Source organism: Brevundimonas sp. UBA5713 (assembly GCF_002419815.1).
In the GTDB taxonomy this organism is placed as follows: Bacteria; Pseudomonadota; Alphaproteobacteria; order Caulobacterales; family Caulobacteraceae; genus Brevundimonas.
Genome location: NZ_DIGV01000016.1, coordinates 175,557 through 188,880 on the forward strand (window position 1 = coordinate 175,557; position 13,324 = coordinate 188,880).

The following is a 13,324-nucleotide window of genomic DNA, read 5'->3' on the forward strand; positions in this document are numbered from 1 at the left end:
TAATCCTCATCGCCGCAGGGTGAAAGCCTTGGGCCGCGAAAGCCTATTGGACGCTGGGATTTATGTCCTCGTCGCCCGCCGCATCGATCTGCATCAAGGCCTTCAGGGCTTCGCTGCGTTCGTTGAGGGTCATGGCCTCGATCAGAGCCTGTTTCTCGGCGGGCTCGAACGGCAGCCCCATGGCCAGACTGTTGACCAGGGCCTCTACCGGAGCGGCCTCTGCCGTGTCCCAGTCGATCTCCAGGCCGCGACGACCCAGATAGGGGCGCAGGGCATCCAGAAAGGCATCGCGCTGGAAGGACGGAAACTCGTCCGGCCCGTCCAGATCCATTTCATAAGGCGCGAAGTCGGCCCGTACCTGACGATAGGGCGTCTTGACCTGAAGCTCGTTGGCAATGCGGAAGCGGCTGATCCCCGTCAGGGTGATCAGATAGCGTCCATCGGAGGTCTCGGCGAAGCTGGTAATGCGGCCTGCACAGCCAACCCGCATCAACGGCGGCTGTTCGCCCGTCGGCCCGACCGTCTGGATCATGCCGATCAGACGGTCGCCTGCCATGGCGTCATCCACCATGTTCAGATAGCGCGGCTCGAACACATTCAGCGGCAGTTGGCCGCGGGCCAGCAGGATGGTTCCGGGCAAGGGAAAGACCGGGATAACCTGCGGCAAATCCGACGATCTGACATAGCCCTGAGCCATCCTGTGACCTTTCATTATCAGGTGAACAGAATGGCCGACAGACGGCGGCGGCCGTCCTTGGCGACATCGCTCATGGTGCCAGCGGCTTCAAACACGGTCAGCAGCTCCTTACGGGCCGCCTGTTCGTTCCATTCGCGGTCCTTGGCGATGATCTCAAGCAGGTGATCCGAGGCACCCTTGAAATCGCCCGAGGCGGCGAGCGCCTGTGCCAGTTCAAAGCGGGTCTGGTGGTCGTCAGGATTGGCGGCCAGCTTTGCATCCAGTTCGGCCGTTGCGCCCGAGGCCTCGCCGCCCTTGGCCGCAAGAGCCAGTTGCGCGCGCAGGCTTTGCACCGCGGGTTCTTTGGAGTCCGCCGGAGCCATGGCCAGAGTCTGCGCGGCCTGCTCGGCGTCGCCATCAGCCATATAGACGCGGGCCATACCGGCAATGGCCTTTTCGTTCTTCGGGTCCATGGTCAGGACCTGAGCGAAGGCCTGTGCGGCGCCGCCGATGTCGTTCAGGGTCAGGCTTTCTTCGCCCAGACCCAGCAGTTGTTCGATGTCGGTGTTGGCGCCCGTGCCGCCCGTCAGGCGATCGATAAAGGCCTTGATCTGGCTTTCCGGAACCGCGCCCTGGAAGCCATCGACCGGCTGGCCGTTGACGAAGGCATAGACAGTCGGGATCGACTGCACGCGCAGTTGGCCCGCATAGGCCGGATTGGCGTCCACATCGATCTTGACCATCTTCACTGCACCACCGGCAGCACGGACGTTCTTCTCAAGCAGCGGGCCCAGCGTACGGCACGGGCCGCACCACGTGGCCCAGAAGTCGACGATGACCGGCTGGGTCTTCGACGCCTCGACCACGTCCTGCATGAAGGTCGCGTCGGTGCCGTCCTTGATCAGGTCGGACGGTGCGGCGGACGGGTCGGTAAGGCTCATAGAAGTCGGGTCCTGCAAAAGGAAATAGGTCGTTTCTGTTCATGTGGTCCCGACCGCTGCCAGACTCAAGAGGCAGCTAGACGGTGACGCGCTCCAGAGTCTCGAAATCCACCACGAAAGGCGGGCGTTTCAGGGTTTCCAGAAAGCGGCGGAAGTCGCTTTGTCGCAGGCCCGTCGTCGCCGTGTTCACCAGAGGGTGGAAGTTGACGATGTCGGCTTCCCACAGGGCACGGTCCAGAACGAAGGTCACACGCTGGTCAGGATCGTTGATCAGGCCCAGCGCCGTCACCGATCCGGGGCGCACGCCCAGACATTCCCAAAGCAGGGTCTCGTTGCCGAACGACAGACGGTCAGAGCCCATCACCTTATGGGCGCGTTTCAGATCGATCACCGTGTCCTGCTTGGCCGAGATCAGCCAGATCCGGCCCTTCTTGTCCTTCAGGAAGAGGTTTTTGGTATGGGCCCCGGGCATGTCCGCCTTGAGGTCCAGCCCCTCCTCCACCCGAAAAACGGCGGGATGATCATAGGTGGTCTGATCAATGCCATGCTCGGCCAGATAGGCCAGCAGGGCGGCGCGATCATAGGCGGGGACGAAATCGGACGCAGGTTCTGTCACTGGAATGTTCATAGGCCTTGTCGGGCGGGGTATGGCGACGTTAGGGGAAGAGGAAGTCTCATCGTTACCCCGTGGAGCCGCGACTTGGAACTGGAATGCTATCCGATGCACGCCCGCCCGTGCGATCTGGTGCCGGGGCGGCAATCCCGTAACTGGATGGACGCCTTTGCGGCGCGCCACCCCTATCGTTGTCTGCCGTTGAATATGGCCAATACGACGGGTTGGGAAATCCTGTGCCCGATCGGTTTTACCGCCGAATGGAACGGCGGCCCACATCAGGATGACATCAAGATCACGCCCGAGCGCCACACGCCGGACCTGAACCATTTCGTCACCTCGCACTTTTCGCGCGGCGTGCTGACCATGCACCCGCAGTATCTGTTCCGCACCCCGCCGGGCTGGGGCCTGATCGCCAAGGGCGCGCCGAACCATGTGAAGGACGGCATCCAGCCGCTGGAAGGCATTATCGAGACCGACTGGCTGCCCTTCCCCTTCACCATGAACTGGATCTTCACCCGCCCCGGCAAGATCAAGTTCGAACGTGGCGAGCCCTTCTGCTTCATCCTGCCCATCGAGCACCACAAGGTGGAGGCGATGCAGCCGGTAATCCGCGACCTGAACTCCAACCCCGGCATGCGCGAACAGTTCGAGGCGTGGAACCGCGCCCGTACCGACTTCAACAACCGTCTGGCCAACCACGATCCGGCAGCGGTGAAGGAGGCGTGGCAGCGGTATTACTTCAAGGGCGAAGTTCCCGAGGAAATGGCCAAGGCCCCCGAGACCCACGCGAACAAGCGCCGTCTCAAGGCCCCTCGCCTCGGCTAAAGCTTCACGTGAAACAAAAAGGCCCGCTGCGAACACAGCGGGCCTTTTCTCTATTTGGTCATACCGGCCTTAGGGCTGGAGACGATAGCCACCGGCGTCGGTCAGCAACAGGCGGGCCTGACCCGGCTCGGCCTCGATCTTTTGACGCAGGCGATAGATGTGGGTTTCCAACGTGTGGGTGGTCACACCGGCATTATAGCCCCACACCTCGGTCAGCAGCTCTTCGCGCGACACCGGCTTGGTGCCTGCACGATAGAGATACTTCAGGATGTTGGTTTCCTTCTCCGTCAGGCGGACCTTTTTGCCGCTGGCGTCGACCATCATCTTGGAGGCAGGGCGGAATTCGTACGGGCCGATCTGGAAGACCGCGTCTTCAGACTGTTCGTGGCTGCGCAGATGGGCGCGGATACGGGCCAGCAGGACAGCAAACCGGAACGGCTTGGTCACATAGTCATTGGCTCCGGAATCCAGACCCAGGATGGCGTCTGCGTCCGACGACTGACCGGTCAGCATGATGACCGGTGTCGAAACACCCGCCTTGCGGATCAGGCGGCAGGCCTCGCGGCCATCCATGTCGGGCAGGTCAACGTCCAGCAGGATCAGGTCGGCGCGGCTTTCGCGGGCCTGTTTTACCCCCTCCGTAGCTGTGGGGGCCTGAACCGGACGAAACTCCTCGTGCAGAGCCAGTTGCTCGGCGAGGGCTTCGCGCAGGTCGTCGTCATCGTCGATGATCAGGATCGTCTTGGGCGTCGGCATAGGAAGACAATGGCGATCATCGTCTCAAAAGCCAACAGGGAGAGGCCGTAATACGTCGTAATCAGGCGCTTTTTGCCGCTTTTCGTTCGCCAAACAAAGCTGAGCCGACGCGGACATGGGTCGCCCCGCAGGCAATAGCGGTTTCGAAGTCACCACTCATGCCCATGGACAGCACGGTCAGCCCGTTACGCTTGGCCAAGCTTTGCAACAGCAAGAAATGCGGCGTCGGGTCCTGATCGACGGGCGGAATACACATCAGCCCCTCGATGTTCAGCCCATAGGTGTCGCGCGCGACCTTGATCAGCGCATCGACGTCATCCGGAAGAACGCCAGCCTTTTGCGGTTCCGCCCCGGTATTGACCTGAACCAGAAGTCGCACCGACCTACCGGTCTTTTGCTGGGCCTCGGCAACGGCGACGGCCAGTTTTTCACGGTCCAGCGTCTCGATCACATCAAACAGGCGCACCGCATCCAGCGCCTTATTGGTCTGAAGCGGGCCGATCAATCGCAACTCCAAACCGTCGCGTTGGTGGGCCCAATGGGTTTGGGCTTCCTGCACGCGGTTTTCGCCAAAGACGGTCTGGCCAGTGGCCAAGGCTTCGGACAGCGCCTCGGCAATCTGGGTCTTGCTGACCGCCGTCAGCACCACTTCGGATGTCTTGCGTTGTGCGTCGTGACAGGCTTTGTCGATCTGGGCGCGCACGGTTGCGAAACGCTCAGCAATCGATGGCGATGGATGCGAGGCAGACATGATCCTCTCCGAGGCAGCGACGACCCTTTGGGACACGGCGAAGGCTCTAGCCCTTCAGGTCGTCCCTGTCAGCCCGTCCGCCCGTCCTGCCCTGCCGCCGCTGTTGTTCTTCACCGATCCGGACCGCACGCCGGAGCCATGGCGCACCGCTGAAAATCTGCCGCGCGGGGCGGGTGTGGTGTTTCGCGCTTTTGCCGCCGAGGATGCCGTCGAACAGGGACTGAAACTGCGCGCCGCCTGTGACCGCGCAGGCGTGGTGTTGCTGGCGGGGCGCGATGTGGAACTGGCCGAGGCGATCCGGGCCGATGGCCTGCATCTACCGGAGCGACTGCTGGGCCGTGCGGGCTCTGTTAGAGCCGATCATCCCGACTGGCTGGTCACAGGGGCTGTGCATCAGGCCGAAAACTGGCGGCTGGCGAAATCACTGGATGCCGCCATTGTCTCGCCGGTGTTTCCGGCGGGTGGGGCTTCGGCCGCCAAGGCCGCGCTCAGGCTGGACGGGTTTCAGGCCCTGACCGAACAGGCCCCCTGCCCCGTCTATGCGCTGGGCGGCATATCGCCGGGCAATGCGCACAGCCTGTTGCAGACACGCGCCTGCGGTTTCGCCGCCGTGGATGCGATTACAGCCGCCTTTGGCTGATTAGAATTTGAAGATGGTTTCCAGACGCACGCGCGGTTGGCTGCGGCGGTCGGTTTCCTGTGCGCGGGCCGGATCGCGTTCCGGCGTCGCCAGCTGGGCCGCTGCACCCACGCGCAGGCGCGGGCTGAGGCGATAGTAGGCACCGGCTTCAACATCGCCGAGGTCATACTCGCGACCTACCGGCTGGTTCAGGTTGAAGTTCAGGCCCCAACGGCCGCTTTCCGACCAGCGTAGACCACGGCGCTGCGGCTGCTGGGGCGAAGCCCCGCGTTCCGTCGCGGTGGAGACCGGCTGGTTGATGGCTTGGGCCAGATTGACCTGGTTGGCGCGGGTCTGGGCCGAGGCGTGCGTGGTCGTCCCGGCCAAGGCCAGGGCACCGACTGCTGCCATCATTGCGACTTTCGTGCGCATCATTCCCAAGTCCGTCCAAGACTGTCGCCCCTATGTGGGCGACATCTCAAATCAATCAATCCTGCATTCATCCACAGGACTGCCCGATTAGACACCGTCGTTTGCTGGGGTCAACGCTTGCGGCATGAACGTACGCCAATCCTTGCGGTTCCGCTTCGAGTCTGTGGACACCTGTGTCACTGACGTCACGCAATTGGCGTGCAAACCGAGTCAGTTACGCTGAAATCCACTTATCGGGAAAACACCTGTTCGGGCCGTTTGATGCCTGATTTGCGATTACAAGGTCATCTGTTGGCCTTACAACGCTTCCATAGAGTGTAGATCAGCTTGTCACGCCCCCTTTTCAGCGTGTTATAGAGCGTGAATCCGGCGACGCGGGTTCGCTGCTAAGGCAGCGGGTTCGGCGCGCCACGTCGATGACCTATTTGGAGATCTCGGAATGGCTCTTGTTCGTGGCGCAGCAATCGCCCTGGTCGCTACCGGCCTGCTAGTGAGTGGCTGCTCCAGCCTTCCGCTCATCGGTAAGAAAGAAACCAAGGCTGTGACGGTCGAAGATCGTCTGGGCATTGGCGTGAACGCCTTCCTGTGGCGTGCGACCCTCGACACCCTGTCCTTCATGCCGCTAGCCAGTGCCGACCCATGGGGCGGCGTGGTCAACTATGACTGGTACATCAACCCGCAAGCGCCGAACGAGCGCTTCAAGGCCACCGTCTTCATCCTTGACCGCCGCCTGCGCGCCGATGCGCTGAACGTGGCTGTGACCAAGGAAGTGCAAGACGGTAGCGGCCAGTGGGTCACCGCACCGGTGGCTGCTCAGACCGAAACCGATCTGGAAAACGCCATCCTGACCAAGGCACGCCAGCTCAACCTCGCCGGCACAGGCCGCTAAAGGCCCGCCCTACCCTCTCGTTTTTGTTTCAACGCTAGACCTCAGGCATGCCTCACGCTTCCCGCCTGAGGCATCGCTTAGGATTAGCCGTGGCCCGCTACGAGCCCAAAGTTACCGAACCTCGCCAACAGGCCCGCTGGGCCGACGCCAACGTCTTTACGGCTCCCAACGAGGATACCGGTCGCCCGAAATACTACGTCCTCGAGATGTTCCCCTATCCGTCGGGCAACATCCACATGGGCCACGCCCGCAACTATGTGATGGGCGACGTCATCGCCCGCTGGAAGCGTGCGCAGGGCTTTGACGTGCTTCACCCGATGGGCTGGGACGCGTTCGGCATGCCAGCGGAAAACGCCGCCATGGAGCGCGGCGTACATCCGGGCGACTGGACCTATTCCAACATCGACAACATGCGCTCGCAGCTGAAGCTGCTGGGCTTGTCGCTGGACTGGTCGCGCGAATTCGCCACCTGTGATCCGGAATATTATGGCCAGCAACAGGCGTGGTTCCTGGAGCTGATGAAGCGTGGCCTCGTCTACCGCAAGGAAGGCACCGTCAACTGGGATCCGGTCGACAACACCGTTCTGGCCAATGAACAGGTGATCGACGGTCGCGGCTGGCGTTCGGGCGCTCTGGTCGAGAAGCGCAAGCTGACCCAGTGGTTCATCCGCATCACCGATTATGCTGATGACCTGATCGACGGCCTGAAGGAACTGGAAGGCCGCTGGCCCGACAAGGTCCGCCTGATGCAGGAAAACTGGATCGGTCGCTCCAAGGGTCTGCAAATGACCTGGGCCTTCGCTGGCACCGCACCGGCTGGCTATGAAAACGGGGTGGAAATCTACACCACCCGTCCAGACACCTTCTATGGGGCCTCCTTCGTGGGTCTGGCCCCTGACCACCCCATTTCCAAGCAACTGGCCGACGCTGACCCCAAGGTCGCCGATTTCGTCGCCGAGTGCCGCAAGGGGGGGGCCTCGCAAGCCGAGATCGAGCAGGCTGAAAAGATTGGCTTGGACACCGGCCTGAAGTGCGTACACCCGTTCACCGGCGAGGAAGTGCCGGTGTGGATCGCCAACTTCATCCTGTCGGAATACGGTACGGGTGCCATTTTCGCTTGTCCCGCCCACGACCAGCGCGACCTCGACTTCGCCCGCAAATACGGCCTTCCGGTCAAGGCTGTGGTGCGCCCGCACGATGCCGACGAGACCTTCGCCGTCGAGGACGAGGCCTATACGAGCCCCGGTGTCCTGTTCAACTCGGACTTCATGAATGGCATGGAGATCGAAGAGGCCAAGGCCGCTGCGATCGCCAAGATCGAAGAAGCCGGTTCGGGCAAGGGCACGACCATCTACCGTCTGCGCGACTGGGGCGTCAGCCGCCAGCGCTATTGGGGCTGCCCGATCCCGGTCATCCACTGTGAAGACTGTGGCGTGGTGCCGGTGCCTGCCGACCAGCTGCCGGTCGAGCTGCCCAAGGACGTGACGTTCGACGTGCCGGGCAACCCTCTGGACCGTCACCCGACGTGGAAACACGTCAACTGCCCGACCTGCGCCAAGCCCGCCCGCCGCGAGACCGATACGCTGGATACCTTCGTGGATTCCAGCTGGTATTTCGCGCGCTTTACCGATCCGAAGGCCTCGACGCCGATCAACAAGGATGCCGCCAAGCGCTGGCTGCCGGTTGACCAGTATATCGGCGGCATCGAACACGCCGTGCTGCACCTGCTGTACGCCCGCTTCATCACCCGCGCCCTGTCGGATGCGGGTCTGATGGACGTGAAGGAACCGTTCGCGGGTCTGTTCACCCAGGGCATGGTGGTCCACGAAACCTATTTCGACGGCCACGAGCCAAGCGGTAAGCCCAAATGGGTCGAGCCGACCGACGTCCAGATCGAGCATGTTGACGGCAAGCGCATCGCCCGCCGTCTCTCGACAGGTGCTGAAATCAGCATCGGCGAAGTCGAGAAGATGTCTAAGTCGAAGAAGAACGTCGTCGCCCCTGTCGACATCATCGAGACCTACGGCGTTGATGCAGGTCGCCTGTTCGTCCTGTCCGACAGCCCGCCGGAGCGTGACGTGCAATGGTCGACCGGCGGCGTTGAAGGGGCTTCGCGCTTCGTGCAGCGCGTCTGGAACGAATTTGACGCCTATGACGCCTCGGCTCCGGCCAATGCCGATGTTGACGCCAGCCTGATCCGCGAGACGCACAAGGCCATCAAGGCCGTGAGCGAAGGCATCGACAGCTTCCGCTTCAACTCGGCCATCGCCAAGCTGTATGCCTTCCTCGGTGTACTGAAAGACCACGCCAAGGCCGGCGGCGAAGCCCGCAAGGTCGCGCTTTCTGCACTAGCTCGTCTGGTCGCACCGTTCACGCCGCACCTGGCCGAGGAGGGCTGGACCCGTCTGGGCATGGACGGCATGGTCCTTGAGGCCGAGTGGCCGGTCTATGACGCCAAGCTGGCCGCGGACAATCAGGTCATCATGCCGGTGCAGATCGGCGGCAAGCGTCGCGGCGAAGTGCAAATGCCGCGCGGTGCCGATCAAGCGGATGTGGAAGCGGCAGCGCTCGCCAATCCGACCGTTAAGGCCTACCTTGAGACCAACAACCTGACGGTCCGCAAGGTGATTGTGGTGCCGGACCGCATTGTGAACCTGGTGGCCAACTGATGAAGCGCATCTTCCCCCTGTCTGTCCTCGCGGCTTCGGCTGTCATGCTGTCTGCCTGTGGGTTCACGCCCATCTATGGACAGACGGGGGAAGGTGCCATCGGTGGCCAACTGGCACAGATTGCTGTCAGCACCCCGGATGATCGCCTTGGCTATCGTCTTCGCGAGCAGCTTGAGGATGCCTTTGGCCGCAACCCGGCCCTGCCGGTGCAATACCGTCTGCAGGCCGAGGTGGAGCAGTCGCGTCTGCCGCTGGGTCGCCGCATCGACGATACAGCCACCCGCTATCAGCTGACGGTGACGGCCAAATGGTCGCTCACCCCTGTAGCGGGCGGAGAGCCCATCAAGGGCGAGCGTACCACCACCACCACCTATGCCTCCGCAGACCAACCCTATGCGGCTATTGCGGCCCAGCAGGACGGCGAAGACCGCGCCGCCGCCGATCTGGCCCGTCTGATCCGGATGGACCTGATGCGCGTGCTGGCGGCCCGCTGAGCCTTAAGGAGAGCGCCGCGTGATCCTCTCCAAGCGGCCTGAAATCGAACGGTTTCTGAAGGCCCCCGACGCACACATCCGCGTCGCCCTGATCCATGGCAAGGACCGTTCGGGCGTGGCCGAGCGGGCCGTGGCCCTGTGCAAGACAGTGACGCCGGATCTGAATGATCCGTTCAACGTCACTGTGCTGACGGAATCCGATATCGAAGCCGATCCGATCAAGCTGGAAGAGGCGCTGACGGCCTTGTCCATGCTGGGTGATCGCCGCCTGATCCGCGTGCGTCTTGGCGATCCCAAGGCCAGCGTGGACAAGGCTGTTGCCGCCGCCGCCACCGCCCATGCCGAGGGCCAGTATAATCCAGACGCGTTGCTGGTCATCGAAGCGGGCGCTCTGGGCCGTGAATCCACGCTTCGAAAAGCCACTGAAAAAGCCAGCGGGGCCGCTGCCATCGCCTGTTACGAGGACGAGGTCGGCGACGTGGCCCGCATGACGCGAGAAGCCTTGGCCGCAGAAAAGGTCAGCCTGTCTTCGGATGCTCTGGACCGGTTTGTCGCCCGCCTACCCCGCGAACGCGGCCTGATGCGTCAGGAGATCGAGCGGCTGGTCCTCTATATCGGTCCGGGCTCAGGCCGCACCATCGATCTGGAAGAGCTGGAAAAGCATCTGGGCGTCGAACCGGACGCTTCCCTATCCGACGCCGCTCTCCAGGCGTTTGGAGGCCGCGCAGGGCCTGCGCAATCGGGCCTGAGGCGCGCTCTAGCCGAGGGCGAAAGCGCCGTCATGGCCGTGCGCATGGTGTCCATGCACCTCGCAAAATTACGCCGGATCAATGTGTTACAGGCCGCTGGCCAAGGGGCCAAAGAGGCCGCCAAGGCCGCAGGCGTGTTCTGGAAACAGGAAGCCGAAATGCTGCGTCAGGCGCGGAGCTGGAAGCTGGAAGCGCTCGACGAAGTCCTGCAAAGCGTCAACACGGCCGATGTCGCTACCAAGACAACCGGCATGCCCGAGCATTTGATTGCCGAGCGCCTGCTGCTGGAGATCTCCGCCCGCGCGCGCCGGATGGGGCTTTAGCCGCGGTGTGACATGCGGCGGAAGGCTGGCTTATTCAGTGCTGCCGCTTCTCTTTGTAGCTGTTTTTCAAGGGATTTTGCGTCCATGCCCTTGCCCACGCCCGTGCCACCGGCCTTGGCCGCCTTTTTGGCTTCCAGCGCACGACGCATGGACTCAGCGAGGGGAGTTTTGGGGGCGTTGTCAGTCATGAACGACCCCATAGCATAACGGGCCCCGAAAGGCCCGCCTGCGATCACATCAGTTGCGCATCAGACGGCGGCAAAGCTCGTCCAACTGTTCCAGCGTCTGATAGCCGATGGTCAATGCGCCCTTCCCGCCCTTGTCCAGCAGAGCGACCTTCAAGCCGAGAGCATCCGAAAGGTCTTGCTCAAGGGCTGCGATATCGGCTGCGCCTTCATTATTGAAGGCCGCCTGCGGTTTGGACGGTTTGGGGCCTTCTGCCGACTTGCGGGCCAGCATTTCGGTCTGACGAACATTCAGGCCCTTGGAGATGATCTCTTCGGCCAATTCTTCGGGGTTCGGGGCCGTGATCAGAGCGCGGGCGTGACCGGCCGTCAGGCGGCCATGCACCACATGTTCACGCACGGCGGGCGGCAGTTGCAGCAAACGCAGCGTATTGGCCACGTGCGAGCGGCTTTTGCCGACAACGCCCGCTACCGCATCTTGCGTCCGTCCGAACTTTTCCATCAGTTGGGCGTAGGCGTTGGCCTCTTCCATCGGGTTCAGGTCGGCGCGCTGAACGTTTTCGATGATGCCGACTTCCAGCACCTCGACATCATCCATTTCGCGCACAACGACCGGCACCTGGGTGACGCGGGCGGCCTGCGCCGCGCGCCAGCGGCGCTCACCGGCGATGATTTGATAGACCCCCTTCTCGCCCGGTTGCGGACGCACGAGGATAGGCAGCAGAACGCCTTTGTCGCGAATAGAGGCCGTCAGCTCGTCCAGATCTTCCTTGCGGAACACCTTACGCGGCTGATCGGGGTTGGCTTTCAGGTTCTCGATCGGCACACGCTGAACGCCCGCAGGCGCGGACGAGGTCGCGTCAACGGCCACTGCCTCTTGAGCGTTTTCACCCAGAAGGGCCGAAAGGCCCCGTCCCAAACCGCGCTGACGTTCAGACAAGATACGGATTCCGTTTCAGTTTTTACTCGGTTAGGCCGCGACGGCCTGTCGGCGCTGGCGCTCACGCGCCACCACTTCACGCGCCAGTTTCAAATAGGCCTGGCTGCCTGCACATTTCAGATCGTAGATCAGCGCAGGCTTGCCGTAGGACGGTGCCTCAGACACGCGCACATTGCGCGGGATCACACTTTCATAAACCTTGTCGCCAAAGTGGGCGCGCACATCGGCGGCCACCTGCCCCGATAGGGCGTTACGGCGATCATACATGGTCAAAACAAGACCTTGAATTTCCAGCGTCGGGTTCAGGTTCTGCTTCACCATGTCGATGGTGCGCATCAGTTGTGTCAGACCTTCCAGCGCAAAAAACTCGCACTGCAACGGGACCAAAACCGCATCGGCGGCCGCCATGGCATTCAGCGTGAGCAAGTTCAGAGACGGCGGACAGTCGATCAGCACATAATCGAACTTGCTCTCGCCCCCCGATCCTTGCGCCTCCAGTGCATCGCGCAGTCGGTATGACCGGCGGTCTGCCTGACTGAGTTCGATCTCTACGCCCGACATATCGGGGTCCGAGGTCACGATGTAGAGCCCTGGCACGGCCGTTTCGACGGCAGTTTCGTCAATCGGGCGACCATCGACAATAACGTCATAGATGGTCACGCGACGCGTTTCACGTGGAACACCCAGACCGGTCGAGGCATTGCCCTGCGGGTCCATATCCACGATCAGCACCTTTTCGCCGATCGCGGCCAAAGCTGTACCCAGATTGATGGCCGTCGTGGTCTTACCCACGCCGCCCTTCTGGTTCGATACCGCAAGGACGCGGGTCGTTTTCGGTTTATCGGACACGACGCAAACTCCCCACTGAGACGATACGGCCACGCGGATCACTGCGCGAGACTTCCAGATTGGAGTCAAAATGCCAGACACGGGCCGCTTCTTTCAACTCAGCTTCGGCTTTCTCGCCCTTGAGGAACAGGCCTTTTGCACCGCGTTGGAAGTAGGGCTGTGCATAACCCAGTAATTTCTCCATAGCCGCCACAGCACGTGCGGTAACGATCTCGACCTTCACCTGCTGCTCCTCGGCACGGCCATTGATGACGGTCGCAGGCAAACCCAGCGCATCAACGATCGTCTGAAGGAAGCGGCAGCGCTTGCCCAGAGAGTCGATCAGCCAGACGTGCGCCCCTTCCCGTCCCTTTAGCATGATCGCCAGCACGACGCCGGGGAAGCCTGCGCCTGCCCCCAGATCAGCCCAGGTCTTGGCTTCGGGTTCAATGGACAACAGCTGGGCGCTGTCCCACGCATGCCGGTTCCAAAAATCAGGAATTGTGTCCGGACCCACCAGATTCATCACCTGATTGGCCTCGGTCAGCATGTCGAGGAAAGTTTTCAGATCAGCGATCTGGGTGTCGGTTGCGCCGGTCTGCGCGCGGAACTGGGCGATAGGGTCCATAGG

Annotated in this window: 16 protein-coding genes; 6 read left to right on the top strand and 10 right to left on the bottom strand. The window is 62.2% G+C overall.

Annotation, left to right across the window (positions count from 1 at the left end; genetic code table 11):
* Window positions 1-43: 43 nt before the first annotated feature.
* The 3 genes from B3B04_RS03195 to B3B04_RS03205 form a co-directional block, all read right to left on the bottom strand.
* On the bottom strand, window positions 44-697 hold the full coding sequence (locus B3B04_RS03195) for an LON peptidase substrate-binding domain-containing protein (RefSeq protein ID WP_292039793.1): 654 nt from the start codon (window positions 695-697) through the stop codon (window positions 44-46).
* A 17-nt stretch (window positions 698-714) separates the two neighbouring features.
* Window positions 715-1,617, bottom strand: a complete 903-nt coding sequence (locus B3B04_RS03200) for a thioredoxin family protein (RefSeq protein ID WP_292039796.1) — start codon at window positions 1,615-1,617, stop codon at window positions 715-717.
* Window positions 1,618-1,693: 76 nt separating this feature from the next.
* Window positions 1,694-2,245 (bottom strand): prolyl-tRNA synthetase associated domain-containing protein, encoded by a 552-nt coding sequence (locus B3B04_RS03205; protein WP_409516036.1) that lies wholly within the window; start codon window positions 2,243-2,245, stop codon window positions 1,694-1,696.
* A 72-nt stretch (window positions 2,246-2,317) separates the two neighbouring features.
* Between B3B04_RS03205 and B3B04_RS03210 the strand changes: the two genes are divergently transcribed.
* On the top strand, window positions 2,318-3,058 hold the full coding sequence (locus B3B04_RS03210; RefSeq protein WP_292039800.1) for a DUF6065 family protein: 741 nt from the start codon (window positions 2,318-2,320) through the stop codon (window positions 3,056-3,058).
* Window positions 3,059-3,127: 69 nt separating this feature from the next.
* Here the strand turns inward: B3B04_RS03210 and B3B04_RS03215 are convergent, their stop codons facing one another.
* Both B3B04_RS03215 and B3B04_RS03220 read right to left on the bottom strand, forming a co-directional pair.
* Window positions 3,128-3,814 (bottom strand): response regulator transcription factor, encoded by a 687-nt coding sequence (locus B3B04_RS03215; protein WP_292039802.1) that lies wholly within the window; start codon window positions 3,812-3,814, stop codon window positions 3,128-3,130.
* A gap of 61 nt (window positions 3,815-3,875) precedes the next feature.
* A complete protein-coding gene (locus B3B04_RS03220) occupies window positions 3,876-4,565 on the bottom strand; it encodes a YggS family pyridoxal phosphate-dependent enzyme (RefSeq protein WP_292039804.1) in 690 nt (229 codons plus the stop codon).
* Between B3B04_RS03220 and B3B04_RS03225 the strand changes: the two genes are divergently transcribed.
* Window positions 4,564-5,205 (top strand): thiamine phosphate synthase, encoded by a 642-nt coding sequence (locus tag B3B04_RS03225; RefSeq protein ID WP_292039806.1) that lies wholly within the window; start codon window positions 4,564-4,566, stop codon window positions 5,203-5,205. The genes B3B04_RS03220 and B3B04_RS03225 overlap by 2 nt on opposite strands.
* Here B3B04_RS03225 and B3B04_RS03230 read toward each other — a convergent pair whose 3' ends face one another.
* A complete protein-coding gene (locus B3B04_RS03230; protein ID WP_292039808.1) occupies window positions 5,206-5,619 on the bottom strand; it encodes an NtrZ family periplasmic regulatory protein in 414 nt (137 codons plus the stop codon).
* Between the two features lie 436 nt (window positions 5,620-6,055).
* Between B3B04_RS03230 and B3B04_RS03235 the strand changes: the two genes are divergently transcribed.
* From B3B04_RS03235 to holA, 4 genes are all read left to right on the top strand, one after another.
* Window positions 6,056-6,505 (top strand): DUF3576 domain-containing protein, encoded by a 450-nt coding sequence (locus B3B04_RS03235; RefSeq protein ID WP_292039810.1) that lies wholly within the window; start codon window positions 6,056-6,058, stop codon window positions 6,503-6,505.
* A gap of 89 nt (window positions 6,506-6,594) precedes the next feature.
* Complete coding sequence (gene leuS, locus B3B04_RS03240) at window positions 6,595-9,174, top strand: leucine--tRNA ligase (protein ID WP_292039812.1); 2,580 nt, start codon at window positions 6,595-6,597, stop codon at window positions 9,172-9,174.
* Window positions 9,174-9,668: an LPS assembly lipoprotein LptE gene (gene lptE / locus B3B04_RS03245; RefSeq protein WP_292039814.1), complete on the top strand. Its 495-nt coding sequence runs from the start codon at window positions 9,174-9,176 to the stop codon at window positions 9,666-9,668. Before leuS ends, lptE begins: the two co-directional genes overlap by 1 nt.
* 19 nt (window positions 9,669-9,687) lie before the next feature.
* A complete protein-coding gene (gene holA, locus B3B04_RS03250; RefSeq protein ID WP_292039816.1) occupies window positions 9,688-10,740 on the top strand; it encodes a DNA polymerase III subunit delta in 1,053 nt (350 codons plus the stop codon).
* Here the strand turns inward: holA and B3B04_RS03255 are convergent.
* From B3B04_RS03255 to rsmG, 4 genes are read right to left on the bottom strand one after another with little or no spacing between them, the layout of a single operon-like run.
* A complete protein-coding gene (locus B3B04_RS03255; protein ID WP_292039818.1) occupies window positions 10,737-10,928 on the bottom strand; it encodes a hypothetical protein in 192 nt (63 codons plus the stop codon). The two genes, holA and B3B04_RS03255, sit on opposite strands and share 4 nt — an antisense overlap.
* A 49-nt stretch (window positions 10,929-10,977) precedes the next feature.
* Complete coding sequence (locus tag B3B04_RS03260; RefSeq protein ID WP_292039821.1) at window positions 10,978-11,865, bottom strand: ParB/RepB/Spo0J family partition protein; 888 nt, start codon at window positions 11,863-11,865, stop codon at window positions 10,978-10,980.
* A gap of 30 nt (window positions 11,866-11,895) precedes the next feature.
* A complete protein-coding gene (locus B3B04_RS03265) occupies window positions 11,896-12,714 on the bottom strand; it encodes a ParA family protein (RefSeq protein ID WP_292039822.1) in 819 nt (272 codons plus the stop codon).
* Entirely contained in the window at window positions 12,704-13,321 is a 618-nt protein-coding gene (gene rsmG, locus B3B04_RS03270) for a 16S rRNA (guanine(527)-N(7))-methyltransferase RsmG (protein ID WP_292039823.1), read from the bottom strand. Before rsmG ends, B3B04_RS03265 begins: the two co-directional genes overlap by 11 nt.
* Window positions 13,322-13,324 lie beyond the last annotated feature (3 nt).

Bases quoted from the DNA above. Each gene is read 5' to 3' on its own strand.
- B3B04_RS03230 (WP_292039808.1), bottom strand. From the start codon at position 5,619: ATGATGCGCACGAAAGTCGCAATGATGGCAGCAGTCGGTGCCCTGGCC.
- lptE (WP_292039814.1), top strand. From the start codon at position 9,174: ATGAAGCGCATCTTCCCCCTGTCTGTCCTCGCGGCTTCGGCTGTCATG.
- B3B04_RS03200 (WP_292039796.1), bottom strand. From the start codon at position 1,617: ATGAGCCTTACCGACCCGTCCGCCGCACCGTCCGACCTGATCAAGGAC.
- B3B04_RS03220 (WP_292039804.1), bottom strand. From the start codon at position 4,565: ATGTCTGCCTCGCATCCATCGCCATCGATTGCTGAGCGTTTCGCAACC.
- B3B04_RS03215 (WP_292039802.1), bottom strand. From the start codon at position 3,814: ATGCCGACGCCCAAGACGATCCTGATCATCGACGATGACGACGACCTG.
- B3B04_RS03255 (WP_292039818.1), bottom strand. From the start codon at position 10,928: ATGACTGACAACGCCCCCAAAACTCCCCTCGCTGAGTCCATGCGTCGT.
- B3B04_RS03205 (WP_409516036.1), bottom strand. From the start codon at position 2,245: ATGAACATTCCAGTGACAGAACCTGCGTCCGATTTCGTCCCCGCCTAT.
- rsmG (WP_292039823.1), bottom strand. From the start codon at position 13,321: ATGGACCCTATCGCCCAGTTCCGCGCGCAGACCGGCGCAACCGACACC.
- B3B04_RS03235 (WP_292039810.1), top strand. From the start codon at position 6,056: ATGGCTCTTGTTCGTGGCGCAGCAATCGCCCTGGTCGCTACCGGCCTG.
- B3B04_RS03195 (WP_292039793.1), bottom strand. From the start codon at position 697: ATGGCTCAGGGCTATGTCAGATCGTCGGATTTGCCGCAGGTTATCCCG.
- B3B04_RS03225 (WP_292039806.1), top strand. From the start codon at position 4,564: ATGATCCTCTCCGAGGCAGCGACGACCCTTTGGGACACGGCGAAGGCT.